Genomic DNA, 23,893 nt, shown 5'->3' with positions numbered 1-23,893 from the left:
GGCCGGTGTGCGGCCGGCCCCGGGACACGAGCTCACTGCCGGGCGAGGATCGACTCGACGGAGGTCTGCGCGTCGGCGACCAGCTGGTCGATGTCCGCGTTCTCCTGGGTCAGGACGGTCTGCACCACCGGGTCGAGCGCGGCGTAGACCTCCTGGGTGGCGACGCCGGGCTCGGCGAGCAGCGGCTGGTCGAAGATCGCGTCGGTGTACGGCGTCATCTGGTCCAGCGGGACGTTCACGTACTCGGAGATCCAGCCCTGCTGCTCGTCGTAGGTCGCCTGGTCGAAGATCGGCAGCTGCGGGGCGCCGACCGGCTGGCCGGACTCGGCGGTGGTCTTGGCGTCCAGCACGGCCGCGTCCTGGTCGGTGAGCTTCTGCATGTAGTAGAAGTCGATCCACCTCACCGCGGCGGCCTGCTCGGCGGCCGACGCGGTGGCGGAGACGGCGGCCAGCGTGCCACCGCCCAGCACCCCGGCGTCGTCGCCCTCCAGCGGGATGACGGTGACGCCGTAGTCGTCCGGGTTCATCGCGTTCTGGGTGAACAGGTTGCCGTAGTTGCCGCCACCGGAGACGTACATGCCGATCTTCCCGGCGGCGAAGTCCTGGTTGATCGAGGACCAGTCGTACAGGAAGTTCGCGCCCATGGAGTCGTCCTCCCAGCGCAGGTCGTGCAGGTAGGTCAGCGCGTCCTTCATCTGGTCGGTGTCGACGGTGGCGGTCACGGTGTCATCAGCCCCGTCGCCCCCCACGTCTTCCACCCGGCCGCCCAGCGCGTACACCAGGGTGGTGAGGATCCACCCGCCGGTGTTCGACTGGGTCATCTGCGCGTACCCGGCCTGGCCGGTCGCGTCGGCGATCGCCCGGGCGTCCTCGCGGACCTCGTCCCAGGTGGTCGGCGGGGAGTCGGGGTCCAGGCCGGCCTGGGTGAACAGCGTGCGGTTGTAGTGCAGTCCCTGGCCGTAGGCGGCGATCGGCACCGCCCACTGGTCGCCGTCGGCGTCCTGACCGGCCTCGGCGACGTTCTGGTTCAGGCCGTCGGCCCAGGGCAGCTCGTCCACCAGACCGGAGACGTCGGCGATCTGGCCGCGCTCGATCAGGCCGCGGCCGTCGGTGAACGGCACCACGAACACGTCGGGCAGCGTGCCGCCCGCCAGCTGGGCGGCGAAGGTGGTGCCGGTCCAGGTGTACTCCTGGGTGGTTACCGTGATGTCGGGGTTCTCGTCCTCGAACTGGGCGATCCGGTCGTCGATCGCGGCCAGGGCGTCGGCCTCCAGGCCCTCGTCGATGGAGACGGTGAGCTCCACGGGCCCGTCCGACGCCGCGGCGTCGTCGCCGTCGCCGGAGGAGCACGCGGTCAGGGTCAGAGCCAGTGCGAGCGGAATCGCGGCCAGGGCCGCCGTACGGGTGGACGTCATCGTCACTCCTAGGTCGGGTCCGGCGCGGGGTCCGCCGGTGGCAGGGATTACATTTAGCGCTAAACCTCGTAGGGTGTCAACGCCCCACCCGCCCGTCACCCACCCGCGGAGCACACCGGTGAACCACGTCACCCTCAAGGACATCGCCCGCGAGGTCGGCGTCAGCGTGATGACCGTGTCCAACGTGGTCAACGGCAATCGCGGCCGGGTCTCCCCGGCCACCACCGCCCGGGTCGAACGCGCCATCGCGGAGCTCGGCTACGTGCCGAACGCCGCCGCCCAGTCCCTGGCCGCCCGGCGGACCCGACTGATCGGCCTCCTGCTGCCCACCGGGACCGACGAGGCGTCCCTGCTGGCCAGCCCGCACGACGTGGCCGTGACCGGCGCGGTCGAGGCGGCGCTGCGGCACCGCGACCACCACCTGATGCTCCGCGGGGTGGGCACCGCCCGGCAGGTCCAGGACTCGGTACGGCGATGGAGTCTGGACGGCATCGTGCTGATGGGCTTCACCGACGACGAGGTGGGCGCGCTGGCCCTCCCCGCAGGCCTGCCCGCGGTGGTGGTCGACGCCACCGCCGGCGGGCCGGTGGCCCACGTCCGCTCCGACGACCGCTCCGGCGGGCGCCTGGCCGGCGAGCACCTGACCGGCCTCGGCCACACCCGGCTGCTGATCTGCGGCCCGACCGGCACCACCAGCCGGGTGGTCAGCGAGCGCGTCGCGGGCTTCCGGGCCGCCGCCGACCGCGAGGTCCGGGTGGTGGACGCCCAGACCACCTACGACGACGGCGTCGCGCTCGGCCTCCGGCTCGCACCGACGGTCCGCGCCGGGGACGTCACCGCGATCTTCGCCACCGCGGACATCCTGGCCGCCGGGGTGATCCGCGGGCTGACCGACCAGGGACTGCGGGTGCCGGAGGACGTGTCCGTGCTCGGCTACGACGACGCCGACCTGGCCCGGTACGTGACGCCCCGGTTGAGCACGATCGCCCAGGACACCACCCGCAAGGGCCAGGTCGCGGCCGAACTGCTGCTGGAGCTGGTCACCGGCGAGGCCGCCGGGCCGCGGTCCGAGCTGATCGCGGTCTCGCTGACCGCCCGCGAGTCCACCGGGCCCGCACCGGCCTGACCCGTGCACACTGGGGCGATGAACGCGCGCCCGACCAACGTGTCGATCACCATGCCGCCGGAGCAGGTCACCGGGGTGCACGCCGACTTCGTGTCCGCCTGGCACACGCCGGACGTGTTCGTCCTGGACTTCGCGGCCATGGTCGGCCCGGGGCGGCCGGGCGAGGGCGCGGACGGTCAGCCGGTCACCCAGGTCGACGCCCAGGTGATCGCCCGGGTGAAGCTCCCGCCGAGCCAGGTGTTCGAGATCATGAAGGCTCTGGAGCAGCAGCTGTCCGCCTGGGAGTCGGAGACCGGCCGGCGCCCGACCGAGCCGTCATAGCGACTCCTCGCGTGCCGCGATCACCCGGTCGATCGCGTCCCTCTCCTCCTCGGTGAGGCTGCCGAGCCGGGTGCGGACCACGTCGACGTCGACCCACAGGTCCAGGGCCAGCTCCTCCTCGCTCATCGCCCACACGATCGCCTCGGCCAGCTGGTCCAACGACACCAGCTTCGCCGCGGCGACCTCGTCGATCCGGCGCTCCACCGCGGGGCTCTGGCACCCCGTGTCCCCGGCGCTCAGGTGCTCGAGCTCGTGCGCGATGGTCGAACGCCGCTGGGCCTGACGTTGCCGCCGGTCCATCCACACCGTCTCCCCGTCACCGAGCGCGAGCACCCCGTCCGGGAGCTCCACCCACTGCACGTCGACGTGCGTCATCGCACGCAACGCACGCCACGGGTGGTACATCTCCATGGTCCCGACGTTATCCCCGTGCTCCGACATCACCGCTGGTCAACCGGTCACTCCTGGGTGTCGGCCGGCCGGTGCAGCGAGCCGCGGCGGGCCGCGGCGGCGCCGACCTCCGGCACCGGCTTGCGACGCCGGGCGTCCAGCTCGTCCAGCAGCGCGGGAGCCGGAGCGGCGCCCGGCGCCCGGGCGGCGAGCCGCTGCGCGAGCTCGTGCAGCAGATCCTCGTCGGAGACCCGGGACGCGTCGTAGACCACCACCGTGCGGCCGACCGGGATGCCCATCGCCTCGCCGATCACGCCGAGCAGCACGTCCCGGTCCACCGAGAGCGCGGCGGCCAGGCCGTCGACGGTCTCCCGCGACGGGAGCATCCGGAGCTCGTCCCGGTCGTCGTTGAGCAGATTGCTCAACACCTGCTTGGACACACCGGAGCGCTTCGCGAGGTCGACCGGCTTCCAGCCGCGGCGGTCCATCTCGCCCTGGACGTACTGACGTAGCGCGTGCATGGGGTTTCCTTCCCTGGGACTCGACCGGCGACCGGGAGAGGACCGGGCCGGACGGCGCGAGGGCCCAGGGTAGTCAACCCCGGACGATTCCTCGTCAAGCAGTGTGCGACCGGGCTCATCGGCTGCACGGAACCCCACTGTGCCCGATCGGCGCGATGCGCGTCAACCGTAGCGCGACGACTGGTCCTGTGCTGATTGACATGGCGGCGGTCGCGGCGGTGCAATGGAGCCCTCAGCCGTACCGACCTCAGGGGGCACGTCATGCACCTGCGCGACCCGCGCCAACTCACCCGCTACCTCGACGCCGGGGGATACACCCAGGCCGACCTCGGCCGCCGCGCCGGCGTCTCGCGCCAGTTCATCCACATGCTCACCACCGGCAGTCGTCGCGGATGCTCCGAGCCGGTGGGGGCACGCATCGAGGAGGCGCTGCACGTGGTGCCGGGCACCCTGTTCGCGCGCACGCAGTCGCCCGATGCGCGACCGACGGTCAACCGATGAACCCGCAGCTGCAGCCCCGGGAGGACGACGAGCCGTGGCAGCACCACGGCGCCTGCGTCGGCCGCTCCCCCGCCCTGTTCGAACCGGACGACCGTGGCACTCCGCATCCCGGGGCGTGGGAGCTGCCCCGACGGATCTGCGCGAGCTGCCCGGTGCGGGAGCTCTGCCTGGCCGATGCCCTCGACCCCGAGCGCCGCGCCGACCACGGCATGCGCGGCGGACTGACCCCGACCGAACGGCGCGCACTGCGCACCCCGTGACGACCCACGACCCACGACCTCTGGGAGGACCCATGACCCCGTGCCTGACCGGCTGCCGGACGACCGGCGCGCACCACGAGACCTGCCCGGGCACCGACTGCGCCGGTTGCCTGCCCCGACCCGCCGTGCACGGCCGCCTGTGCGGCTGGTGCTGGTCCCGGCTCACCGAGGCGATCGACCGGGTGCCCGCCCTGCTCGCGCACCTGCGCGAGATCGGGGAGCCCTCCGCACGCTCCCGCTCCTACGACCGGCCCACCCGCGGGCACGCCGACCCCAGCACCCTGACCGTGCTGCCCGCCCCCTGGCTGGCGGCCGACGACCTGCTCGGACTGCTCGAGTCGTGGGCCGGTCTCGTCGCGGACGAGCACCCGCGGACGACCCGGCGCACCGGCGACGCGGTGAGCTGGCTGACCGGGTACCTGCCCTGGTGCGCCGGGCAGGAGTGGGCCGGCGAGCTCCGTCGGGAGGTCTGCGAGACCGTCGACGCGCTGCGGCACCGCTACCCCGCCGCGGACGAGCCGGTGCGCGCCCAGCAGCTCGACCGTCCGTGCCCCGCCTGCGGACTCTTCGCGCTCTACCGCACCCCGCCCCGGGCCCCGGGCGATCCGGTACGGGTGGAGTGCTCCGACCCGGACTGCGCCCGGGTGTTCTCCGAGGACGAGTGGGAGGCGATGTGCCGGTGAGCGAGCAGTGGGCACGGGTCGACGACGCCGCCCGGGCGGTCCGGGTGCTGCCCGGCACCATCCGGGTCTGGGCCAGCCGCGGGAAGGTCCGCAGCGACGTCTTCGCAGGTCGGAGGGTGGTTCACCTCGGCGACGTGCGGCGGGCGGAGAAGAATTGGCGTGATCGGATCGCCGCCCCGTAATGTCGATCTCACGCGGAGCTCTGCCCGCAGGACGATCCCCCGAAGCCCCGACCTCGACTCCCGAGGCCGGGGCTTCGTCGTACCCGGATCCGTCCACCCGGACATGCGCCCGGCGCATGTCGCCCACCCACACCCACATCAAGGAGGACGCCTCCATGGCCACCCCCGAGTACATGCAGACGAACAACACCGACCTGGTCCGCCTGGTCAAGAACGGCGCGATCTTCATCCGGAAGGCGGGCAGCGCCACCGCGCCGACCGGCGTGAACTGGACCCCGACCGAGGACGACGGCCGCCTGGGCTACTACTCCGACGCCGGGTTCACCCTGTCCGCGGTGCCGGGCGACGAGACCACGATCGCCGCACACAACGGCGACAGCGTCTTCGCCGAGTTCGCCCCGGGCTACTGGACGCTGACCTTCTCCGGTCTGGAGGCCAACGCGCAGAACGCCGAGGCCTACTTCGACACCGAGGTCGCCGCCGACGGCTCGCTGGAGGTCACCTCGGCCGCCGCGTCCCGCCGCTACGACATCGTCACCGTCGGCCTGGACCAGAACGACGCGCTGGTGCTCGTGCACTACCCGAACGTGCAGATCAACGCCCGTGAGGACATGGCGTTCAACCGCACCACGCTGCTCGCCTACGGGATGACCTTCCGGACCTTCGCCGGTGCCGCGGACGCGCCGTACCACTTCAAGGCCTGGGGCTTCGTGCAGGAGCAGCCGGAGACCACGCCCGAGGGCTGAGCTCCGGCCCCGACCCCGCCGGGCCGGCTGACGGCAACCAGCCGGCCCGGCGGACCCGTTGCCACGTTGCCAGCACCCCAGGAGCACCCCATGACCGAGTACCTCGAGATCTCCCCCGCCAACGACATCGTGTCCGGTGCCGACCCGTTCCGGTTCGCGATCGACGGCGAGCGGTTCGAACTGCCCGCCCTGATGTCCGCGGACATCCCGCTGGGCCTGATCCCGGTCGTCCTCACCCTGCGCACCGAGTCGGCCGCGGACTCCGACACCCAGTTCCGGGTGATCGGCGCCTTCGTCAGCTGGCTGCAGGAGGACCAGCCGAAGATCTGGCAGGTGATCAAGCGTCAGCAGACCCCGCTGGCCTGGGTCGGCGGCCTGATCGAGCAGTGGGCGCAGCACTCGCGCCTGGACCCCTCGCAGCCGGTCTCTGGGCGCTGATCCGAGACCACAGACCGGCGCTCGAGTACGACTGGCGCAGCCGCTTCGGCCTGGGCGTCTCCGCGTTCCTACGACGGGAGATGACCTGGGCCGAGGCGTGGGCGCTGACCTCTCAGATCCTCCGCGACCCCGACTCCCACACCGTGGCGTCGCTCCTCGACTGGTCCTACGTGCCCGGCCCCGCCCGGCAGATCGGCGTGGACCTGTTCGAGGGCTACCTCAACGCCCACCGCGGCAAGCACACCCGGCCGCAGACCCTGCCCCGTCCGTGGGCCGCCGGCACCACGCCGGCCACCGGGCCGCTCCGGCCCCTCACCGAGGAGGACCACGCACAGCGTGCCCTGCTCGACGACCTGCTCTTCGGCCGTGATGCCGCGGGGCCTACCGACCACGACGGCCACGACGCGCCGTCGTCACACTGACTCAAGGAGGGCGGAGTGAGCGAGAAAGCCGCGGTCACCAGCCAAGACATCTTCCCACGCACTGTGTCGAAGGAGGTGGAAGCCGAGGTCGCCGGGTCCTTCGACCGGGCGGTGAACTCCGCCAAGGACCACTTCACGAAGCTGTTCAACGACATCCCGAACGGGGCGAAGCAGGCGGCCAGCTCGATCCAGACCCTGGTGCCGCAGGCCGCCGAGGCTGCCGTACAGCTGAGCGCAACGGCCTTCTCGAAGCTGGGCGACCTCGCCTCGGCGGGCTTCGGGACGGCGCTGGGCGGGTTGTCCACGCTGGGCAGCAAGGTCTTCGCCGACGTGTCCTTCGGGGACGCGTTCTCGGGTCTGGACGAGTCTCTCAGCCGGATCGGCACCAACCTGACCTCCGGGCTGATGCCCGCCGCGGACGCGGCACTCGGCGGGCTGGTCGGGATGCTCGGACCGGTCGAGGACGCGGCCAAGAACGTCGGCGACCAGTTCGCCGCACTGGGCTCCGGGGCCCCGATCGGCGACGTGCTGCCCCAGGTGGTCGAGTCGGTCTCCGCCGCGCTGCCCGGGCTGGCCTCCGCGGCGACCGAGATGGTGAACACCCTGGCCGGCACCGTCTCCGAGATGGCGCCGGCGTTGCTCACCGCGATCTCGGACCTCCTGCCGCAGGTGGCGACCACGCTGATCGGGGCCCTGCCCGGACTGGTCACCGCCGGGCTCGATCTGTTCAACGGGCTGGTCACCGCGCTGGTGGACACCCTGCCGACCCTGATCGACACCCTGGTCGGCGACGTGCTGCCGCAGCTGATCACCACCCTCGGCGCGATGCTGCCGCAGCTCCTGGAATCGGCGCTGACCCTGTTCACCGCGCTGGTCACCGGGCTGACCACGATGCTTCCCCAGCTGATCGACTCCCTGGTGAACGACGTGCTGCCCACCCTGATCGACACCCTGGTGAACGTGGTGCTGCCGGGCCTGATCGACACCCTGATCACGATGCTCCCGCAGCTGATCACCGGGGCGATCTCCCTGTTCCAGGCCCTGGTCGACGGGCTGAACACCGCCCTGCCGATGCTGATCGACACCCTGCTCACCGTCGGGCTGCCGACCCTGCTGGACACGTTGGTCACGATGCTGCCCCAGCTGATCCTCGGCGCGATGGACATGTTCCTCGCGCTGGTCACCGGGCTCACGGACATGCTGCCGACCCTGGTCGACACGCTGCTCACCGTGGTGCTGCCGAACCTGCTGACGGCACTGGCCGCCATGCTGCCGCAGCTGATCGTCGGAGCGGTGACGATGTTCTTCGGGCTGATCGACGGGCTGGGCCAGGTCGTGCCGCAGCTGCTCCAGGCCGTGATCGGGATGCTGCCGCAGCTGGTGACCTCGTTGGCCACCGGCGTGGTCCTGATGCTCGCCGCCGGTGGCGATCTGATCCGCGGCGTCCTGCAGGGCGTCGAGGACGTGTGGCCGACCGTCCGGGACTGGTTCACCGGACTGCCGGACCGGATCCGGGGCTTCGTCGGCGATGCCGGCGAGTGGCTGAAAGAGATCGGCATCAAGATCGTCGAGGGCCTGATCAGCGGGGTGACCGGGGCGTTCGACCGGGTCAGGGACGCCTTCGGCCGGCTCACCGACATGATCCCGGACTGGAAGGGCCCGGTCAGCCGGGACAAGGTCCTGCTGGTCGGTGCCGGGCAGCTCATCATCACCGGCCTGGTCGACGGCCTGGAGTCGGAGTACGGCGCCGTCCAGCGCTCGCTCGGCCGGCTCACCGCGTCGATCAGTCCGACCGTCGAGGCCTCGCTCGGGGCCGTCGACACCCGTGCCTGGGGGCGGAACGCCAACCGCGCCGGCACAACATTCAACATCACGACGCCGGACCCGCTCGCCGCTGCCGCGGCCGTGGCGCGCCGGCAATGGCTGCAGGAGGTGTGATGCGACCGCTCTCGCGTGAATACGTGACCATCGGGGATCTGGTGATCAGCGGCCGGGACGACGAGGCCGGGGTCAGCATCGTGCTGGGCGACCTGGACGGGGCCGCGGGCTCACCCGCACCGACCCTGGCCGCCACCCAGCGCACGCTGGGCCACGGGGTGTGGACCGGCGGGTCCTTCCTGGGCGGCCGGAGCATCGCCGTCTCGGGCTGGATCCACGGCGACGACCCGGAGGCCGCCGCGGCAGGCCGGGACCGGCTGAAGTCGGCGATCACCCTGGACCGCACCGAGCTGGTGCTGGTGGACGGGACGGACCGGCGGGCCAGCACGGTCCGCCGTGACGGCGAGGTGATCATCACCCGGATCACCGACCGGACGTTCAGCTGGTCGGCCCAGGTGATCGCGGAGGACCCGCGCTGGTACGGAGCCGAGCAGGAGCGGTCCACCGAGGTCGCCTCCTCCAGCGGCGGACTGGCGGTGCCGTTCACCGTCCCGTTCTCGATCGCCTCGACCGTGTCGAGCGGCGAGGTGTCGCTGACCAACGACGGGACGATCGCCGCACCCGTGACGGTGCGGTTCGACGGTCCGCTGACCGGGCCCTCGGTCCGGCACGCGCAGACCGACCGGACCGTGGCGCTGTCCTCGGCGCTCAGCCTGGCCGAGGGCGAGCACCTGGTGGTGCAGATGGACGACCGCCAGGTGCTGGCGCAGGGCACCGCCTCGCGCTCCCGGCTGCTGACCCGGCGGGAATGGTCCGAGGCCCTGCCGGGCCGGAACACCTGGGTGTTCGGCACCGCCACCGCCGGGCCCGGCGCCCGGATGACCGTGACCACCCGATCGGCCTGGGAGTGAGCATGGGACACCAGTGGATCGCCACCGAACTGCGCACCGGACGGATCATCTGCGACCTGCCGGGCTTCTCGGTCGGATCGGTGGCCGTGCGGCTGTCCGACTACAGCACCGCGAACGGCGTCCTGCCGGTGAGCGGCGCACCGACCGAGTGGGAACGGGCCACCACGCCGCTCGGCTCCGCGCTGGTGCTGGTGGACGACGACGGCGACCCGGTCTGGGGCGGGCTGGTGCTCAAACGGCTCCGGACCGCCGGGGACGAGGTCACGATCACCCTCGGCACGATGGAGACGTACCTGGGGCGGCGTTACCTCGGCACCCTGAGCTACACCGCCCGGGAGCAGTGCGCGCTGGCCGCGGACCTGGTCACCCGGTCCGTGCTGGACGGCAGCATCGCCCTGCGGGTGCAGACCCGGCCGGGCAGCACCACGCGGACCCGGAGCTGGACGCACGACTCCGACACCACGGTGCTGGACGCTCTCGACGATCTGTCCTCGGCCTCCGGCGGACTGGAGTACACCGTCGGCTGGAGCAAGGAGGCCGAGACCGACGGCGCCCTGCGCTACGTCCCGGTACTGCTGATCGCCGACCGGATCGGCACGTCCGCCGGCGCACTGCCCCCGGCCGCGGTGCTCGACCTGCCCGGGGTGCTCACCGCCCTGGAACTGGTCGAGGACTGGGCCGACGGCAAGGGCGCGAACCGGGTGATCGCCACCGGGACGAGCTCGACCACCGGCGGCGCCCGACCGGAGTCCGCCGCCCAGGTGCACCCGGATCCGGACCGGCCGACGGTGGAGCACCGGTGGTCACCGGGCAGGACGACCTCGACCGCCGTGCTGGACGAGGCGGCCGCCGGGGCCCTGGCCGTGCTCCGGGACGGCGCCCAGTCGTTGGCCCTGACCGCCCGGGCGGATCGGGCCCCGCTGCTCGGCGTCGACTGGGCGCTCGGCGACGACATCGGCTACCACGTCGATCCCGGCGTGCCGTCCTTCCCGCGCGGGCTGGACGGGGTGGCCCGGTGCATCGGCTGGACGCTCGACCTGGATCCGGCCGCCCCCACCGTGGTGCCGGTGCTCGCCGACACCGAGGCCCTGATCACGATCGAGGAGGACTGACATGCCGGGCGGAATCGCCGCACACCACCCACCGGGCGAGGACCATCTCACCCGGCAGCTCGCCGCCCTGCGCGCCGAGCTGCGACGCCTGCGGGCGGGACCGGGCACCACGACCGGGACCGCCACGGTGGCGACCACCGCCCGGTTCGCGGCCCTGCCGACCGAGGTGCGTCTGGACTCCGTCGATCCGGGCGCCGGCGACGGACTCGTCGGACCGGTGCTGTCGCTGCCGGCCGACGGCCCCGTCCGGGTCACCGTCGACTGCGACCAGGTGCTGATCGATCCCCGCGACGGCACCGCGACCGCCGGGCTGGCCTGGGGCGTCGAGGACTCCCCGACCGCACCCCTCGTGGCGGATCCGGGGCCTCGCTCCGCCCTGCTGCGCACCGACGGCGGCACCGTCGGCGGATCGCTGCACCGCTCCGGCACCGCCGAGGGCGGCGTGATCGTCGCCCAGGCCTGGGTCCGTCGCACCGACCCGGCCGCCGCCGTCTCCTTCGGCCCGTGCACCCTGCGGGTCGAACCGCTCTGACCCACCCGTTCCCCCACATCCTCAGGAGGTTTTCCCATGGCACACGCCTGGCCGCTCGACTCCACCGACGGCATCACCCCCACCTACACCGGCCGGTCGCTGCGACTGGCCCAGGTCTCCCCCTTCCTGGCCGGCGCCACCGCCGACCGCCCGTTCGGCGTGCGCTCCGGCGTCCGCCCCGGCACCTCGCCGGACACCGTGACGGTCAGCGGCTCGACCTGGACCGTGCACCCCTGCGCGGGCGTGATCGACCCGCACCTGTCCGCCTCCGCCGGGCCGTACTCCTGGGCCGTCGCCGAGCCGGAGTCCGGCACCGTCCCCGCGGCGTCGCAGGTCTACACCCGCTGGGACCAGGTGTACCTGGTGATCGACGACCCCGCGGAGACCGACTCCGAGGTCACGCCGACCGCCCGGATCGAGTACCGGGTCGGCGAGCCCGCCGCCACCCCGGCCCGGCCCACCGCACCGGAGCGTTCCCTGCTGCTGGCCCGGATCATCGTGCCGCCGGCAGGCGCCGCGCCGAGCGTGGTCTGGGAGGCCCTCTACCTGGCGGCCGCGAGCGCACCGATCCGGGTGCGCTCGACCACGGAGGCGAACCTCCTGGTCTCCACGCTCGGCGCCTCGAAGGAGAATCCGCTCTGGGTGGAGCACGTCGGCGACAGCAACACCGCGAACGGCCAGATGTGGCGGCACGACGGCACCGGCTGGTCGGTCCAGCCGGTTCTCACCTCCTCGCAGGCCAAGCGGATCGTCGGTCCCATGGGCGGCACGTTCACCCGGGTCCTGACCGCTGGCTCCGGGTCCTTCACCCAGAGCTTCGGCCCGTTCGCCGTCCAGTCCACGGTGCTGGTCCAGAACGGCGACGCGGGAGCCCAGAACTCGATGTACGTCGTCGGGACCGCTCTGGCCAATCTGGTGCCGTCGACGGGTAGCACGGTCACCATCCGCTACGCCGGCGCCGGCGCCGGCAGCGCTCGCTTCAACTGGATCGCCGTGCCCTACGGCAGCTGAGCCACCACAGGAGGGACGTCATGACCACCGACCCCCTCCTGGCCTCCTTGCTCACCGCGCTGCTCGGCGCCGGGGGGCTCGGTTCCCTCGGCGCCGTCGCGGGTGCCCGGTGGCAGCGTCGCCGCTACCAGGCCGACGCCCGTCTGGTCGAGGCTCAGGCCCTGGCCACCGAGGAAGAGACCAAGGACGCGCACTGGGAGCGCCAGGTCCGCATCCTCACCGGGCACATCATCGAACCGCTGCGCGCGGAGGTCGGCGGCCTGCGGGCCGAGGTCCGGCAGCTGCGCGCGGAGGTGGACGTGGTGCGCACCCGGTACTGGCGCGCCATCACCCACATCCGGACGCTGATCGCCTGGGCCGGGGCACTCGGCCACTCCTCGGAGGAGCTGCCCCCGCCGCCCCCGGAGATCAGCGCCGACATCTGACCCCGAACCCTCGCACGGCCCCGCCCGGTCCTCACCGGCGCGGGGCCGTGCCGTGTCTGGAGGAGACATGAGCTGCACCCCGATCGACACCTGGCCCTTCGACCCCGACGGCCCCCAGCCGCAGGTCCCGCAGGATCCGGACTGGACCCCCGAGGAGGAGGCATGACCACCGCCGCGCAGGTCCTGACCGTCGCCCGTTCCCAGCTCGGCACCGTCGGCGGCGCGGTGTACCAGCGCGCGCACGGCGTGAGCAGCGGTGCCTGGTGCGCGTACTTCGCCACCTGGGTGCTGCGCCAGGCCGGACTGGCGGAGCACCCGTGGACCGGCTGGACCCCGAACCTGGTCAGCTGGGCCCGAGCCCGCGGCCGGTGGAAGAGCGCCGACCCCCGGCCAGGGGACCTGGTGCTGTACATGTGGCCCGGGGTGTCCGCCGCGGGCCGGGGCGTGCCGGCGGTCTGCCACACCGGCATCGTGGAGTCGCGCACCGGCTCCGGGATCTTCGCGATCGAGGGCAACACCTCGGCCGGGACCGCCGGGTCCCAGTACAACGGGAACCGGGTCGCCCGACGGGCGCGCTCGTCCGCCATCGTCGGGTACGTCGACCTGCAGAACCTCTACGACGGTTCGCCGGGCCCCACCGTGAGCGCGTCGATCGCCGAGGACGGGGTGCGCGGGCCCGCGACGGTCACGCGCTGGCAGCAGGTGCTCGGCACCCCGGCGGACGGAGTGGTCTCGCGGCCGGTGTCCACGCTGATCCAGGCGGACCAGCGGTTCCTGAACTCGGCGGTCCCGGCCGGCAACATCCGGGACCTGACCGGTGGCACCGCCCTCGCGGTGGACGGCATCGAGGGCTCCGCCACCATCCGGGTCCGCCAGTTCTGGCTGTTCAACACCCAGGGTCAGTCCCCGACCGCCGCCGACTTCGACGGGATCGCCGGACCGACCACCACCCGCCTGCACCAGCGTGCGCTGAACCGGGCATCGATCGCCTCCGGGAGGTACTGATGAAAGAACTGCTGCGCCGGATCGTGGCGCTGGAGCCCGTCGCCGTGCAGGCGGTGGCTCGGGCGGTGTTCGTGCTGGCCGCCGCGATCGGGCTGGGCGTCTCCGCCGAGGTGCAGGGCCGGGTGCTCGCCGTGATCGCCGCGCTCTACGCGCTGATCGAGGCGGTCACCACGCTGTGGGCGCGGTCGAGGGTCAGCCCGGTGGACCGGGTTCAGGGCTGAGTCTCCAGCAGCACCAGGTCACCGGTGGCCCGGGTCATCGCCACGTACCGGTCGACGGCTCCCTCGACCCCGGCGCCGAACCGTGCGGGGTCGACGACCACGACCAGGTCGAACTCCAGGCCCTTGGCCAGGGCCGGGGACAGTGAGCTGACCCGGCCGTCGGTGGAGCGGTACCCGGGGGCGCCGATCACTGCGGCTGTCCCCTCGTGCGTCGCCAGCCACTCGTCGACCATCGCGCCCAGTCCCGCCGCCGGCCCGTGGCGGACCGGGCGCCCGGTCTCCCGCACCGAGGTCGGGACATTCGCCTCCGGCACCGCCTCCCGGATCGCCCGCTCGGCCTCGGCCATCACCTCGGCCGGGGTGCGGTAGTTCACGGTCAACGCTGCCACCTCGACCCGGTCGAGCCCCACCCGGTGCAGGCGGTCGGCCCAGGACTCGGCGAAGCCGTGCCGGGCCTGGGCCCGATCGCCGACCACGGTGAGGCTCCGGGACGGACAGCGGGAGAGCAGCATCCGCCACTCGGCGTCGGTGAGCTCCTGCGCCTCGTCCACCACCACGTGCGCGAACGGCCCGGCCAGCCGGTCGGGTTCGGCGACCGGCAGCACGGTGTCGTCGACCAGGGCGTCGCGCAGGTCGTCGTCGCGGAGCATGGTCATCACCCTCAGCGTGGAGTCGTCGGCGGCGATCAGGTCGTCGATCACGTCGGACATCCGGGCGCGCTCGGTGGCGACGGTGGCGTCCCGCGCCTCCTGGTGGGCGGACTGCTCCGGGTCGCCGAGCCGCATCCGGGCCGCGTCCAGCAGCGGCAGGTCCGGCACCGTCCAGGCCCGCGGGTCGGCGCGACGCAGCACCGCCCGCTGGTCCGCGTCGAGCCAGGGCGCGCACAGCCGCAGGTAGGCCGGGACCTCCCACAGGTCGGCCACCAGGTCGTGCGGGTCGAGGATCGGCCACCAGCGGTCCAACCCGGGACGCAGTGCCTGCCGCGCCCGGGTCACCGAGACGTCGGCCCGGTCCCGGACGACGGCGACCAGCGCATCCCGCACCTGGTCCCGGGCCTCGTTGTGCGGAGTGCCCGGTTCGACACCGTCGATCGCCTCCGCCCAGTCGGCGGGGCTGAGCCGGACGTCGTCCAGCACGGTGGTGCCGTCCTCGGGCGGGCGCTCGTAGAACCGCACCGCCGGCTCGATCGCCGCCACCATCCGGACGTCCGCCTTGAGCCGGGCCGCCTCCGGGTCGAGCTCCTCGAGCGCACGAGCCCCCTCGGGCACCAGGTCGCGCAGCGTGCAGGCGGTCACCCCCTCCTCGCCCAGACCGGGCAGCACGTCGCCGACGTAGGACAGATACGGCCGGCTCGGTCCGACGAACAGCACCCCGCCGCGTCGATGCCCCCACCGCGGGTCGGCGTACAGCAGATACGCGGTGCGATGCAGGGCGACCACCGTCTTGCCGGTGCCCGGACCGCCGTCCACCACCAGCGCCCCCTGAGAGCCTGCGCGGATGATCGCGTCCTGATCGGCCTGGATGGTCCCGAGCACGTCCCGCATCCGCGCCGACCGCGACCCGGCCAGGCTGGCGATGAACGCCGACTGGTCGTCCAGCGCCGCGTGGTGGTCCCACTGGCCGGCGTCGAAGACCTCGTCCCAGTAGTCGGTGATCCGGCCCTCGGTCCAGCGGTACCGGCGACGACTGGCCAGGCCCATCGGGTCGGCGTGCGTGGCCCCGAAGAACGGCTCGGCCACCGCGGACCGCCAGTCGACCAGCAGCCGCCGACCGTCCGGGTCGGTGAGCCCGATCCGCCCGATGTACACCGGAGCGGAACCGTCGGCCGGCACCATCCGGCCGAGGCAGAGGTCCAGCCCGAACCGCCGCAGCAGCCGCAGTCGGGCATTGAGCCGGTGGATCTCCTGGTCACGTTCCAGGGCCGCGGTGCCGTGCCCACCGGGAGCCCGGCGGGCGGCGTCCAGCCGCGCGGTCAGGTCGGCGATCGATCCGGTGAGGGTGTCCTCGATCGCGGCGAGGCGACGCTGGTCCTCGGCGATCAGGGCGGGGTCGGACTTGGCGGCACGGATGGCGGGCAGGTCGAAGACAGCGGACACGGGTTCCTCCGGTCGGACCGCGCCACGGTGGCGGGTCCGGCCGGAGAGTCTGGACCGGCAGGGGGGCCTTGCCGCAAGACCCCTGCCGCGCTATAGCTTGGTAGTGGCGGAGGTGCCCCCGGTGGGGTTCGAACCCACACTGGATCGGGTTTAAGCCGACTGCCTCTGCCGATTGGGCTACGGGGGCGCGCACTCATCCTGCCGCAGACACGACGACGCCCCGCACATCACCGGGATGTGCGGGGCGTTCGAGCGCAGGTCAAGCCTTGGCCGGGGCCTTCGCCTCCGTGCCGGGGACCGGGCTGTGGTCCTCGGCCGGGGCGGCCTTCGGCTTCGGCGGCACGGACGCGGCGCGGAACTCCGCGCGCGGGTCGTGGATCGACCCCAGCGGGACGACCTCGCGGCGCCACAGCAGGTTGGCGGTCCACCCGGCCATGATGTTGATCTTGCGGTTCCAGGTCGGCATGGCCATCACGTGGTACGTGCGGTGCAGCACCCAGGCGAAGAAGCCGCGGACCTTGATCTTGCCGAACATCTGGGCGACGCCCTTGTACATGCCGAGCGAGGCCACCGCCCCGACGTTCTTGTGCTTGTACTCGGTCGGCTGCGCGGAGCGGAGCACCAGCGCGAGGTTGTCGGCCAGGTGCTTGGCCTGGCGCAGCGCGTGCTGGGCGTTCGGCGGGCAGAACGCGCCCGGGTTGTACAGGTCCGGCACGGCGGCGCAGTCACCGGCGACGTAGGCGTCCGGGACGATGTTGCCGGTCTCGTCGGCGATCTGCAGGGTGGCCAGGGCCGTGACGCGGCCCAGCTTGTCCAGCGGCAGGTCGGAGTTGGCCAGCACCGGGTTGGCCTTCACACCGGCGGTCCAGACGATGGTCTCGGAGTCGAACTCGGTCTTGTCCGAGAGCACCACGTGGCCGTCGACGCAGGAGTTCAGGAAGGTGGACAGGAACACCTCGATGCCGCGCTTGCGCAGCTGCTCCAGGGTGTAGCCACCGAGCTCCTCGGACACCTCGGGCAGGATGCGGCGCGAACCCTCGACCAGCACGAAGCGCAGGTCGGACTCCTCCAGCGAGGCGTACTGGCGCACGGCGTCGCGGGCCATGTCCTCGACCTCGGCGATCGCCTCGACCCCGGCGAAGCCGCCGCCGACGAAGGTGAAGGTCAGCATCCGCTTGCGCAGGTCCGCGTCCCAGGTGGAGGACGCCAGGTCGATCCGGCCCAGGACGTGGTTCCGGACCGCGATGGCCTCCTCCACGTTCTTGAAGCCGATCGCCTCCTCCGCCAGACCGGGGATCGGCAGGGTGCGGGCGACCGAGCCCAGGCCGACGATCAGGTGGTCGTAGGTGACCCAGTACGGGTCGCCCTCCTCCGGGGTGATCTGCACCGTGCGGTCGCCGTGCTTGATCTCGGAGACCTTGCCCTGGAGCACGTCCACGCCCTTGAGCGCCCGCACGTGCGGCGCGACGACGTGGCGGGCGTCGATCGACCCCGCGGCGGCCTCCGGCAGGAACGGCGCGTAGGTCATGTACGGACGCGGATCCACCATCACGATGGCGGCCTCGCGGTGGCCGAGACGCCGGCGCAGGCGCTGGGCCGAATAGAGCCCGACCGTCCCGCCACCGAGGATCAGGATGCGGGGCACCTTGCGCGGCTTGGCGCTCGCGGACGCAGAGGACTGAGGCATGCCTTCTACGGTAGTTCCGCGGATGTGCCCGGGTCGACTCAGGACTGCGTGATTCTGGGCACAAAGTCCTACGGGTTGCCCACCGCCTGCGCGAGAGCCGTCGACTTGGGCGACGTCACGCCCGCGAATGTAGGACTTCAGTCCCTGGTGAGCTGGGTGACCTCGGGCGCCTTGGCGAACGGAATGGGCGGCTGCTGCAGTTCGGCACCCGCAACGAGCGGGAAGCTCCCGTTCTGCAGATCCCCGCCGTAGTCGATCGCGGAGTCCGGGGCCCCGTTCAATGGGTAGACGTTCCACCGGTTCCGGCCGTCGAGGTCCTGGCTCGGGTAGAACGTCCACGCCTCCGGCACCCCCGGCAGCGCCAGCTGGGCGGCGTAGGCGTACCGGTTGGCGTTGGAGGGGTCCGCTGGTGCGACGAGGGTGTCGTTGAGCCCGCCGGGGAACGCGAACGGAGTGTAGGCCTGCGCGACGGACTGCTCGGTCACGTGCGCACGAAGCTGCCTCACCATGGGCGCGTCACGTGCCTCAGTGGATCTGCTCCAGCAACAAGGTCGTACGAGGAGACAGGATCATGTTCCATAGTGCCGACCATGGAAAAGTAGTCCGAAGGTGCGTTGTCGTCCCGGCAGCAGCATCGATGGTCAGCGGAGGCGAGGTTGTCCAGTCCATCTTCGTCTGAACCTCGTGGACGCCCGGCTCGACCTCAAGCTCGACGGTCTCTCCCGGTCGGACGTAGCCGGCCGTTCTGCCGTCGACCAGGACCTGCACCCGCCGAATACCACCGGCGGTGTCGTCGGTCCGAGAGATTGCCAATCTTGCGTTTTCCATGTCAGCCATCATGACGTAACCAAGCTCGCGCCGGCGGCACCCGCGATTAACCCGCTGACTCCCCACTGAGCGCCGGCGGCTCCGTCAGCGGCGCGTCCGCCCGGTGTCGTCTTCGTGCTGGAACAAGCACCTGTCGTGAACCCGGCCGCCAGCGTGGAACCGACTGATCCGCCTATCACCGCTCCTCCGGGACCATCGGTCAGCCCGATTCCTGCAGCGAGTCCTGCAACGTTGCACCTGACGCTCTCTGCCCGGTGGGGTCGACGTAGTTGACGGGGTTGTTGGTGGCGTAGGCGCACCGGTCGGCGTTGGACGGGTCCTAGGGAGCATCCGGGGGCGTCCATCTGCCACTGGTCACTATCGTCGGTCCGGCGAGAGCTGCTCCATCGCCCGCCGAACGATCCATCAGCGCTTGTTGCTGGAGTTCTCGACCTGTCGGCGTATTCCGCTTGAGAGGTTCCACGCACCGACGCTCGTCACAGACAGCCCGATGATCCGTAGGAGCAAGGGCTCCGCCTGGACGCACAGCGAGACGCCAGCGATCAGGACGAGGAAGCCCACAATGATCTGAAGTGCCCTCACAGCGACCTCCGCGGTCCGCGGTCGGGATGTCGGTCTTCGTCTTTGACGTTCAGTTCTGCGCTTGCTGGATCTATGCACCGTAGACCGCTGACAGGTGGCGGGCGTCCCTCAGCTCGTGCTCATCAGCGCAGGGCCGGAGGCGGCGGCACCGGCACCAATGAGAGCCCATCCTGCTCCTGCGAGCCCGTCCAGCGCTCTTCCGCCTCGTGTTCGTCGCGTGCTGGAGCAAGCCCCCTCAACAAAACCAGCGCCTATCCCGGCACCGAGAGCCCCTCCGACGCCGATTCCACCTACACCTGCAGCTGCACCAAGTCCCGCTCCGACGATCCCTCCCAATAGCCCGCCCGCGATCCCTGCGCCAGTGCAGCGGATAGAGGCGAGCCCGGTGGGGTCGGTGAAGTTGACAGGGTTGTTGGCCGCGTAGGCGTACCGGTTGGCGTTGGACGGGTCCAGTGGCGCGTCCAACGTGTCCATCTGTGTCCAGCGTCCCTCGCCGGCGTCGTAGTACCGGGCGCCGTTGAGGGTCCACCCGGTGACCCGGTCGTTGAGCCCGCCGGTGAACGCGAACGGGGTGTAGGCCTGCGCGACGGACACCCCACCGAACTTCCTGCGCTACTTCTTGCCGCGCCCCTTGATGAACAACCACAAGAATGAACCGACGACAACAAGCAAGAAGACAGTAATTGTCAATACCGGCCAGCGACCAGCTGCGGAAGTCATGGCAAATTCTCCATTCAGCCGTTGGCGGCAATACCGGCGCCGATTCCAAGAGCAGTGTAGCCCGATTCGACTCCCAATGCCGCCGCTCGGGAGACGCCGAGGAAGTGGCCAGCTGCCCCGAAACCAGCGGTAACTGTTCCGAAGACCCCAGCAACGACCGCTCCTCGCTTGTTGCCGGCGACGAGGTTGGATCCGACGTCTGCAGCGGTACCGATCGCCGAGAGTGCGGCACCCGCGGCGAGGGGTGCACCCAATCCTGTCGCGGCGAGTCCGATGACGCTCGCTGTAAAGCCAACGGCGCTCAGGACGGCCGATGCGGAGATCCTGCCGGTGGGGTCGACGTAGTTGACGGGGTTGTTCGCCGCGTAGGCGTACCGGTTGGCGTTGGACGGGTCCAGTGGCGCGTCCAACGTGTCCATCTGGGTCCAGCGTCCCTCGCCGGCGTCGTAGTAGCGGGCGCCGTTGAGCGTCCACCCGGTCACCCGGTCGTTGAGCCCGCCGGTGAACGCGAACGGGGTGTAGGCCTGCGCGACGGACTGCTCGGTCAGCTCGGCGACACCGTAGGGGTCGTAGGCCCAGGCGTCGGTGGTGGTGTTGGACTGGGTGACGATGGTCAGCGGGGAACCGAGGTTGTCGTAGATGTACATCGACTGGCCCTCGAGGTCGCCGCTGGCGCCGCGCATGAGCAGCGGGGTGCCGTTGGCGTCGTTCTCCAAGTAGACCCGGGAGCCGGAGTGGTACACGGACTCGATGACCGGCTTGCCCTGGGCGTTGGTGCGCCCGTAGGCGTACCGGTAGGTATAGCCGCCGTTGGGGTCCTTCTGGCCGACGAGTTCGTTGTTGCCCAGCCCGGCGTACTCGTAGGTCGACACTCCGTCGGCGTTGTCCACGCTGGCCAGCTGGCCGCCGGGGGTGTACTCGAGTTCCCCTGCCTCGGGGTCCTCGATCAGGTTCCCGGCGCCGTCGTAGACGAAGCCCGCGGTGGTGGTCTGGCTGGCGGCGTTGTAGGTGCGGGTCTGGGTGCCGTCGGGGCCGGTGGCCGTCAACCGGTTGCCGCGCGCGTCGTAGGTGTAGGAGTACACCTCGGCGGGGATCGGGTTGCCGTCGGGGTCGGTGCCTGCCGAGACGTTCACACCGGTGAGCCGGTTGGCGGCGTCGTAGGTGTAGGCGGCGGCCTGGCCGGTGAGGTTGTCCCGGCGCCACTGGATCAGCGAGCGGTCGTCGGCGGGTGCCCCGGTGCAGTCGGGAGCGGCCGTTCCCGCGGTGTGGCAGTAGGTGATGTCGACGACCGGCGTGATGTCGCTGCCCCACAGCGCCGACTCGGCCGTGATCCCGCTGACCCGCCCGGCGGCGTCGTAGTCGGTGTGCGAGTGCGCGGCCCAGGCGGTGTTGTCCTCGTTCGTGCGCATCCAGGTGTCGGTGCGCCGGCCCTTGTCGTCGATCGCGAACCGGGTCCAGGCCTCGTCGCCGTTCAGGCGGGTGACCTGGGCGATCTGCACCCCGGCGTCGTCGTAGAGGTACTCGGTGACGCCGCCGTCGCTGGTCGTGGTCTTCAGGCGGGAGGACTTGTCGTACCCGTACTCCACGGTCTCGTCGTCCATCGAGTGCACCCGGGAGGTCAGGCGGGACAGCCCGTCGTAGGAGTACAGGGTGGTGCCCGAGACGTCCTCGCGGTAGCTCAGCCGACCGGCGGCGTCGTAGTCGAAGGCGATGTCGGGATGCTGGGTGGTGCTGGCGTAGTCCACGCCGAGCAGCAGATCGAGGTCGTCGTAGCTGTAGGTCGTGGTCTCCCCCGCGCCGTCGGTGGCGGTGGCCAGGCGCCCGTAGGCGTCGTAGGTCATCTCCCGGACGCCGAGGGTGGTGCCGGTGGGCGGGGCGATCGAGATCAGCTGGTGGTCGGCGTCGTAACCGTAGCTGGTCGGGTTGCCGGTGTTGCCCGGGGCGGTGGCGGTGGCCACGGTCCCGTCGGGGTTGTAGGTCAACGTCGCCTCGGCGGCCAGCGCGTCGGTCGAGCTCAGCTGGTTGCCGGTCCCGTTGTACGTGTACAGCGAGGAGTTCCCCGCGTCGTCGGTCATCGCCGACGGCGAGTACTTCGACGCGGCATCGGTGTTCGCGTACTCGTACGTCGTGGCCGCCCCGCCCTGGGTGGTGACATCGGTCAGCGACTCCCCGTCGTTGGCGTCGTAGCCGTAGCTGGTGGTCTGCGCCCCGGTGCCCGAGCCCTGCACCTGCGTGGCCGGGTCGATGTTCGGCGTATAGGTGGCCGACCGCTCACGGCCCTCGGCGTCGACCGTCTTGGCCACCCGGCCGAGCATGTCCGAGGTGAGGGTGTACGTGGTGTGCGGGCCCGCCTGCGGGGATCCCGGCCCGTCGGACTCGGGGTCGGAGACCAGCGTCTCGGTGTCCGAGGTGTAAGCGAACCGGGTCCAGGAATCCCCGAAGTTCTGCGCGACCGTGATCACCCGGCCCCGGTCGTCGTAGGTGAACTGGGTCGCCGGCCGCCCCGGTGCCGTGACCTCGGTGAGCAGGTGGTCGACATAGGTGAAAGTCGTCTCCCGACCCACGGCGTCGGTGGCCCGGACCAGGTCACCGGCCGCGTCGTACTCCAGGCCGACCGTGCGACGCTCCCCGGACGGTCCCTGCGCGAGTTCCACCAGCCGCCCGGCCTCGTAGCCCAGGTCGACCGCGAGATCCGCGCCACCGCGGGTGGCGCTCACCGAGGTGGGCAGGCCCGGCCCCGCGCCATAGGTCAGCGTGTGGGTGTTCGCGTTCCGGTCGGCGACCGAGGTCGCATGGCCGTCCGCGCCGAAGGTCCACTTCTGCTGCGAGGCATGGTCGGTCAGCGTCCAGCCTCCCCCGGCCACGGCGACCAGATCCGCCGTGATCCCAGCCGGCGCGGTGAATCCGGCGACGCCGGCCAGGAAGGTCACGGCCTGTCCCGATCCCGACCAGAGCACCGCCGAACCGTCGGGCTCGGTCGTGATCCGCATCGACGAGCCGACCAGCCAGCCCCACCCCGTCGGCGAGGCGGCCTGATCCTGGGCCGCACCCGAGCCGATCGCCAGCGAGTTGTACGCCAGATCGACCGGGAAGTCGCCGGTCACACCCGGGGCGGTCAGACCGGCGGTCGTCACCGACAGGTTGCCCGTGCCCACATCCACACTCGCGCTGGTGCGATCACCGAGCTGGAAGGACACCGTCGTCGCGTTCTTCCGGCCGCCCGCACCGAGCAACGGCTGCACCGTCACCGTCTGCAGCGCCGAGACCGCCGAGCACGCCGTGGCGTCGCACGCGGCGACCTGCCACTCCACGCCCTGACCCGCGGGCAGCGCCGGCAACGTCACCCTGGCCTGCCCGCCCGAGACCACCGGGACCCGCGTCCCGTCGACCAGGTCCCAGGTCGCCGCACCGGACCGCCGGGCGAAGAACTGCCCGTCCACCGTGCCGCCGTCCGGATCCGAGACCGTGGCGACCAGCGCCGGGGTGTGCGTCGCCGAGTGTTCGACCACCAAGCCGCTCGGATCGGAGGGGCCGGCCGCCATCGCCGGGGCGCCCGTGATCACCAACGCTCCGACACTCACTGCCACGACCGCATGCCACCGACCCCGCATCACAGGCCCCCTCAGGCTCGGGCTCCCGCCGCACCTGGGCCGGGTCGCCGCGACATGCGTACCGTGACAAGCGCCGCAATACCGGCGAAACGGACAGCGTTCACCCGACCGGCGCACTCACGGCACCCGGGTCGACCCCTCCGCCAGCCATCCGGGTGAAATCTCCCAAAACACCCAAATCGGGCACTCCGGGTGCCTACGGTGCCGTGAGGAGCATCCGCGAGCGCTCCCCGACCCGGATGCCGGGGCTGCGCTCGCCGGACGACCCC

25 protein-coding genes and 1 tRNA gene are annotated in these 23,893 nt (G+C 71.7%); 17 read left to right on the top strand and 9 right to left on the bottom strand.

Annotated elements, in window-relative coordinates:
• Positions 1 to 32 precede the first annotated feature (32 nt).
• The gene (locus OGL89_RS01250) at positions 33 to 1,415 is read right to left on the bottom strand and encodes an extracellular solute-binding protein (protein WP_263118019.1); all 1,383 of its coding nucleotides are present in this window, start codon (positions 1,413 to 1,415) and stop codon (positions 33 to 35) included.
• Positions 1,416 to 1,533: 118 nt separating this feature from the next.
• Between OGL89_RS01250 and OGL89_RS01245 the strand changes: the two genes are divergently transcribed.
• Together OGL89_RS01245 and OGL89_RS01240 are read left to right on the top strand one after the other, a co-directional pair.
• The gene (locus tag OGL89_RS01245; protein WP_263118017.1) at positions 1,534 to 2,541 is read left to right on the top strand and encodes a LacI family DNA-binding transcriptional regulator; all 1,008 of its coding nucleotides are present in this window, start codon (positions 1,534 to 1,536) and stop codon (positions 2,539 to 2,541) included.
• Between the two features lie 18 nt (positions 2,542 to 2,559).
• The gene (locus tag OGL89_RS01240; protein WP_263118016.1) at positions 2,560 to 2,862 is read left to right on the top strand and encodes a DUF3467 domain-containing protein; all 303 of its coding nucleotides are present in this window, start codon (positions 2,560 to 2,562) and stop codon (positions 2,860 to 2,862) included.
• On the opposite strand, the gene OGL89_RS01235 is transcribed toward OGL89_RS01240, so the two are convergent.
• Positions 2,857 to 3,273, bottom strand: coding sequence for an ImmA/IrrE family metallo-endopeptidase (locus tag OGL89_RS01235; RefSeq protein ID WP_263118015.1), 417 nt, complete (start codon positions 3,271 to 3,273; stop codon positions 2,857 to 2,859). The genes OGL89_RS01240 and OGL89_RS01235 overlap by 6 nt on opposite strands.
• A 47-nt stretch (positions 3,274 to 3,320) precedes the next feature.
• Entirely contained in the window at positions 3,321 to 3,773 is a 453-nt protein-coding gene (locus tag OGL89_RS01230; RefSeq protein ID WP_263118014.1) for a helix-turn-helix transcriptional regulator, read from the bottom strand.
• 261 nt (positions 3,774 to 4,034) lie between these two features.
• On the opposite strand from OGL89_RS01230, the gene OGL89_RS01225 reads away from it, so the two are divergent.
• The 15 genes from OGL89_RS01225 (at position 4,035) to OGL89_RS01155 (ending at position 14,100) form a co-directional block, all read left to right on the top strand.
• Complete coding sequence (locus tag OGL89_RS01225) at positions 4,035 to 4,274, top strand: helix-turn-helix transcriptional regulator (RefSeq protein WP_263118013.1); 240 nt, start codon at positions 4,035 to 4,037, stop codon at positions 4,272 to 4,274.
• Entirely contained in the window at positions 4,271 to 4,534 is a 264-nt protein-coding gene (locus OGL89_RS01220; RefSeq protein ID WP_263118012.1) for a WhiB family transcriptional regulator, read from the top strand. The genes OGL89_RS01225 and OGL89_RS01220 overlap by 4 nt, the downstream gene beginning before the upstream one ends.
• Before the next feature lie 32 nt (positions 4,535 to 4,566).
• Entirely contained in the window at positions 4,567 to 5,217 is a 651-nt protein-coding gene (locus tag OGL89_RS01215; protein WP_263118011.1) for a hypothetical protein, read from the top strand.
• Positions 5,214 to 5,399: a hypothetical protein gene (locus OGL89_RS01210; protein ID WP_263118010.1), complete on the top strand. Its 186-nt coding sequence runs from the start codon at positions 5,214 to 5,216 to the stop codon at positions 5,397 to 5,399. Before OGL89_RS01215 ends, OGL89_RS01210 begins: the two co-directional genes overlap by 4 nt.
• Before the next feature lie 116 nt (positions 5,400 to 5,515).
• Positions 5,516 to 6,145: a hypothetical protein gene (locus OGL89_RS01205; protein ID WP_263118009.1), complete on the top strand. Its 630-nt coding sequence runs from the start codon at positions 5,516 to 5,518 to the stop codon at positions 6,143 to 6,145.
• A 90-nt stretch (positions 6,146 to 6,235) separates the two neighbouring features.
• Positions 6,236 to 6,583: a hypothetical protein gene (locus OGL89_RS01200; RefSeq protein WP_263118008.1), complete on the top strand. Its 348-nt coding sequence runs from the start codon at positions 6,236 to 6,238 to the stop codon at positions 6,581 to 6,583.
• A gap of 80 nt (positions 6,584 to 6,663) precedes the next feature.
• Complete coding sequence (locus tag OGL89_RS01195) at positions 6,664 to 7,005, top strand: hypothetical protein (RefSeq protein WP_263118007.1); 342 nt, start codon at positions 6,664 to 6,666, stop codon at positions 7,003 to 7,005.
• A 15-nt stretch (positions 7,006 to 7,020) separates the two neighbouring features.
• Positions 7,021 to 8,943, top strand: coding sequence for a hypothetical protein (locus OGL89_RS01190; protein WP_263118006.1), 1,923 nt, complete (start codon positions 7,021 to 7,023; stop codon positions 8,941 to 8,943).
• 23 nt (positions 8,944 to 8,966) lie between these two features.
• The gene (locus tag OGL89_RS01185; RefSeq protein WP_263118005.1) at positions 8,967 to 9,794 is read left to right on the top strand and encodes a phage tail family protein; all 828 of its coding nucleotides are present in this window, start codon (positions 8,967 to 8,969) and stop codon (positions 9,792 to 9,794) included.
• Positions 9,795 to 9,796: 2 nt separating this feature from the next.
• Positions 9,797 to 10,906 (top strand): hypothetical protein, encoded by a 1,110-nt coding sequence (locus OGL89_RS01180; protein WP_263118004.1) that lies wholly within the window; start codon positions 9,797 to 9,799, stop codon positions 10,904 to 10,906.
• Between the two features lies 1 nt (position 10,907).
• Positions 10,908 to 11,438: a hypothetical protein gene (locus OGL89_RS01175; protein ID WP_263118002.1), complete on the top strand. Its 531-nt coding sequence runs from the start codon at positions 10,908 to 10,910 to the stop codon at positions 11,436 to 11,438.
• A 36-nt stretch (positions 11,439 to 11,474) separates the two neighbouring features.
• Complete coding sequence (locus tag OGL89_RS01170) at positions 11,475 to 12,449, top strand: hypothetical protein (protein WP_263118001.1); 975 nt, start codon at positions 11,475 to 11,477, stop codon at positions 12,447 to 12,449.
• A 20-nt stretch (positions 12,450 to 12,469) separates the two neighbouring features.
• On the top strand, positions 12,470 to 12,874 hold the full coding sequence (locus OGL89_RS01165) for a hypothetical protein (protein WP_263118000.1): 405 nt from the start codon (positions 12,470 to 12,472) through the stop codon (positions 12,872 to 12,874).
• A gap of 162 nt (positions 12,875 to 13,036) precedes the next feature.
• A complete protein-coding gene (locus OGL89_RS01160; RefSeq protein WP_263117999.1) occupies positions 13,037 to 13,879 on the top strand; it encodes a CHAP domain-containing protein in 843 nt (280 codons plus the stop codon).
• Complete coding sequence (locus OGL89_RS01155; RefSeq protein WP_263117998.1) at positions 13,879 to 14,100, top strand: hypothetical protein; 222 nt, start codon at positions 13,879 to 13,881, stop codon at positions 14,098 to 14,100. The genes OGL89_RS01160 and OGL89_RS01155 overlap by 1 nt, the downstream gene beginning before the upstream one ends.
• Here OGL89_RS01155 and helR read toward each other — a convergent pair.
• From helR to OGL89_RS01125, 6 genes are all read right to left on the bottom strand, one after another.
• Positions 14,091 to 16,196 (bottom strand): RNA polymerase recycling motor ATPase HelR, encoded by a 2,106-nt coding sequence (gene helR, locus OGL89_RS01150; RefSeq protein WP_263117997.1) that lies wholly within the window; start codon positions 16,194 to 16,196, stop codon positions 14,091 to 14,093. The two genes, OGL89_RS01155 and helR, sit on opposite strands and share 10 nt — an antisense overlap.
• A 113-nt stretch (positions 16,197 to 16,309) precedes the next feature.
• A tRNA-Leu gene (locus OGL89_RS01145) sits at positions 16,310 to 16,383 on the bottom strand.
• Between the two features lie 72 nt (positions 16,384 to 16,455).
• Positions 16,456 to 17,883 carry an NAD(P)/FAD-dependent oxidoreductase gene (locus OGL89_RS01140; protein ID WP_263117996.1) on the bottom strand — a complete coding sequence of 476 codons (1,428 nt, stop codon included), beginning with the start codon at positions 17,881 to 17,883 and terminating at the stop codon, positions 16,456 to 16,458.
• Between the two features lie 137 nt (positions 17,884 to 18,020).
• Positions 18,021 to 18,368 carry a hypothetical protein gene (locus tag OGL89_RS01135; protein ID WP_263117995.1) on the bottom strand — a complete coding sequence of 116 codons (348 nt, stop codon included), beginning with the start codon at positions 18,366 to 18,368 and terminating at the stop codon, positions 18,021 to 18,023.
• Between the two features lie 40 nt (positions 18,369 to 18,408).
• The gene (locus tag OGL89_RS01130; RefSeq protein ID WP_263117994.1) at positions 18,409 to 18,711 is read right to left on the bottom strand and encodes a hypothetical protein; all 303 of its coding nucleotides are present in this window, start codon (positions 18,709 to 18,711) and stop codon (positions 18,409 to 18,411) included.
• Positions 18,712 to 20,027: 1,316 nt separating this feature from the next.
• On the bottom strand, positions 20,028 to 23,600 hold the full coding sequence (locus OGL89_RS01125; protein ID WP_263117992.1) for an RHS repeat-associated core domain-containing protein: 3,573 nt from the start codon (positions 23,598 to 23,600) through the stop codon (positions 20,028 to 20,030).
• Positions 23,601 to 23,893 lie beyond the last annotated feature (293 nt).

It is taken from the genome of Cellulomonas sp. RIT-PI-Y (assembly GCF_025642745.1).
In the GTDB taxonomy this organism is placed as follows: domain Bacteria; phylum Actinomycetota; class Actinomycetes; order Actinomycetales; family Cellulomonadaceae; genus Cellulomonas.
This window is presented reverse-complemented; position numbering and strand designations above follow the sequence as displayed.

Excerpts from the sequence above, each read along its gene's own strand:
- OGL89_RS01170 (WP_263118001.1), top strand. The coding sequence starts at position 11,475 with ATGGCACACGCCTGGCCGCTCGACTCCACCGACGGCATCACCCCCACC.
- OGL89_RS01165 (WP_263118000.1), top strand. The coding sequence starts at position 12,470 with ATGACCACCGACCCCCTCCTGGCCTCCTTGCTCACCGCGCTGCTCGGC.
- OGL89_RS01235 (WP_263118015.1), bottom strand. The coding sequence starts at position 3,273 with ATGGAGATGTACCACCCGTGGCGTGCGTTGCGTGCGATGACGCACGTC.
- OGL89_RS01180 (WP_263118004.1), top strand. The coding sequence starts at position 9,797 with ATGGGACACCAGTGGATCGCCACCGAACTGCGCACCGGACGGATCATC.
- OGL89_RS01160 (WP_263117999.1), top strand. The coding sequence starts at position 13,037 with ATGACCACCGCCGCGCAGGTCCTGACCGTCGCCCGTTCCCAGCTCGGC.
- OGL89_RS01175 (WP_263118002.1), top strand. The coding sequence starts at position 10,908 with ATGCCGGGCGGAATCGCCGCACACCACCCACCGGGCGAGGACCATCTC.
- OGL89_RS01155 (WP_263117998.1), top strand. The coding sequence starts at position 13,879 with ATGAAAGAACTGCTGCGCCGGATCGTGGCGCTGGAGCCCGTCGCCGTG.
- OGL89_RS01195 (WP_263118007.1), top strand. The coding sequence starts at position 6,664 with ATGACCTGGGCCGAGGCGTGGGCGCTGACCTCTCAGATCCTCCGCGAC.
- OGL89_RS01240 (WP_263118016.1), top strand. The coding sequence starts at position 2,560 with ATGAACGCGCGCCCGACCAACGTGTCGATCACCATGCCGCCGGAGCAG.
- OGL89_RS01230 (WP_263118014.1), bottom strand. The coding sequence starts at position 3,773 with ATGCACGCGCTACGTCAGTACGTCCAGGGCGAGATGGACCGCCGCGGC.
- OGL89_RS01215 (WP_263118011.1), top strand. The coding sequence starts at position 4,567 with ATGACCCCGTGCCTGACCGGCTGCCGGACGACCGGCGCGCACCACGAG.
- OGL89_RS01130 (WP_263117994.1), bottom strand. The coding sequence starts at position 18,711 with ATGGAAAACGCAAGATTGGCAATCTCTCGGACCGACGACACCGCCGGT.
- OGL89_RS01205 (WP_263118009.1), top strand. The coding sequence starts at position 5,516 with ATGTCGCCCACCCACACCCACATCAAGGAGGACGCCTCCATGGCCACC.
- OGL89_RS01200 (WP_263118008.1), top strand. The coding sequence starts at position 6,236 with ATGACCGAGTACCTCGAGATCTCCCCCGCCAACGACATCGTGTCCGGT.
- OGL89_RS01225 (WP_263118013.1), top strand. The coding sequence starts at position 4,035 with ATGCACCTGCGCGACCCGCGCCAACTCACCCGCTACCTCGACGCCGGG.
- OGL89_RS01220 (WP_263118012.1), top strand. The coding sequence starts at position 4,271 with ATGAACCCGCAGCTGCAGCCCCGGGAGGACGACGAGCCGTGGCAGCAC.
- OGL89_RS01250 (WP_263118019.1), bottom strand. The coding sequence starts at position 1,415 with ATGACGTCCACCCGTACGGCGGCCCTGGCCGCGATTCCGCTCGCACTG.
- OGL89_RS01140 (WP_263117996.1), bottom strand. The coding sequence starts at position 17,883 with ATGCCTCAGTCCTCTGCGTCCGCGAGCGCCAAGCCGCGCAAGGTGCCC.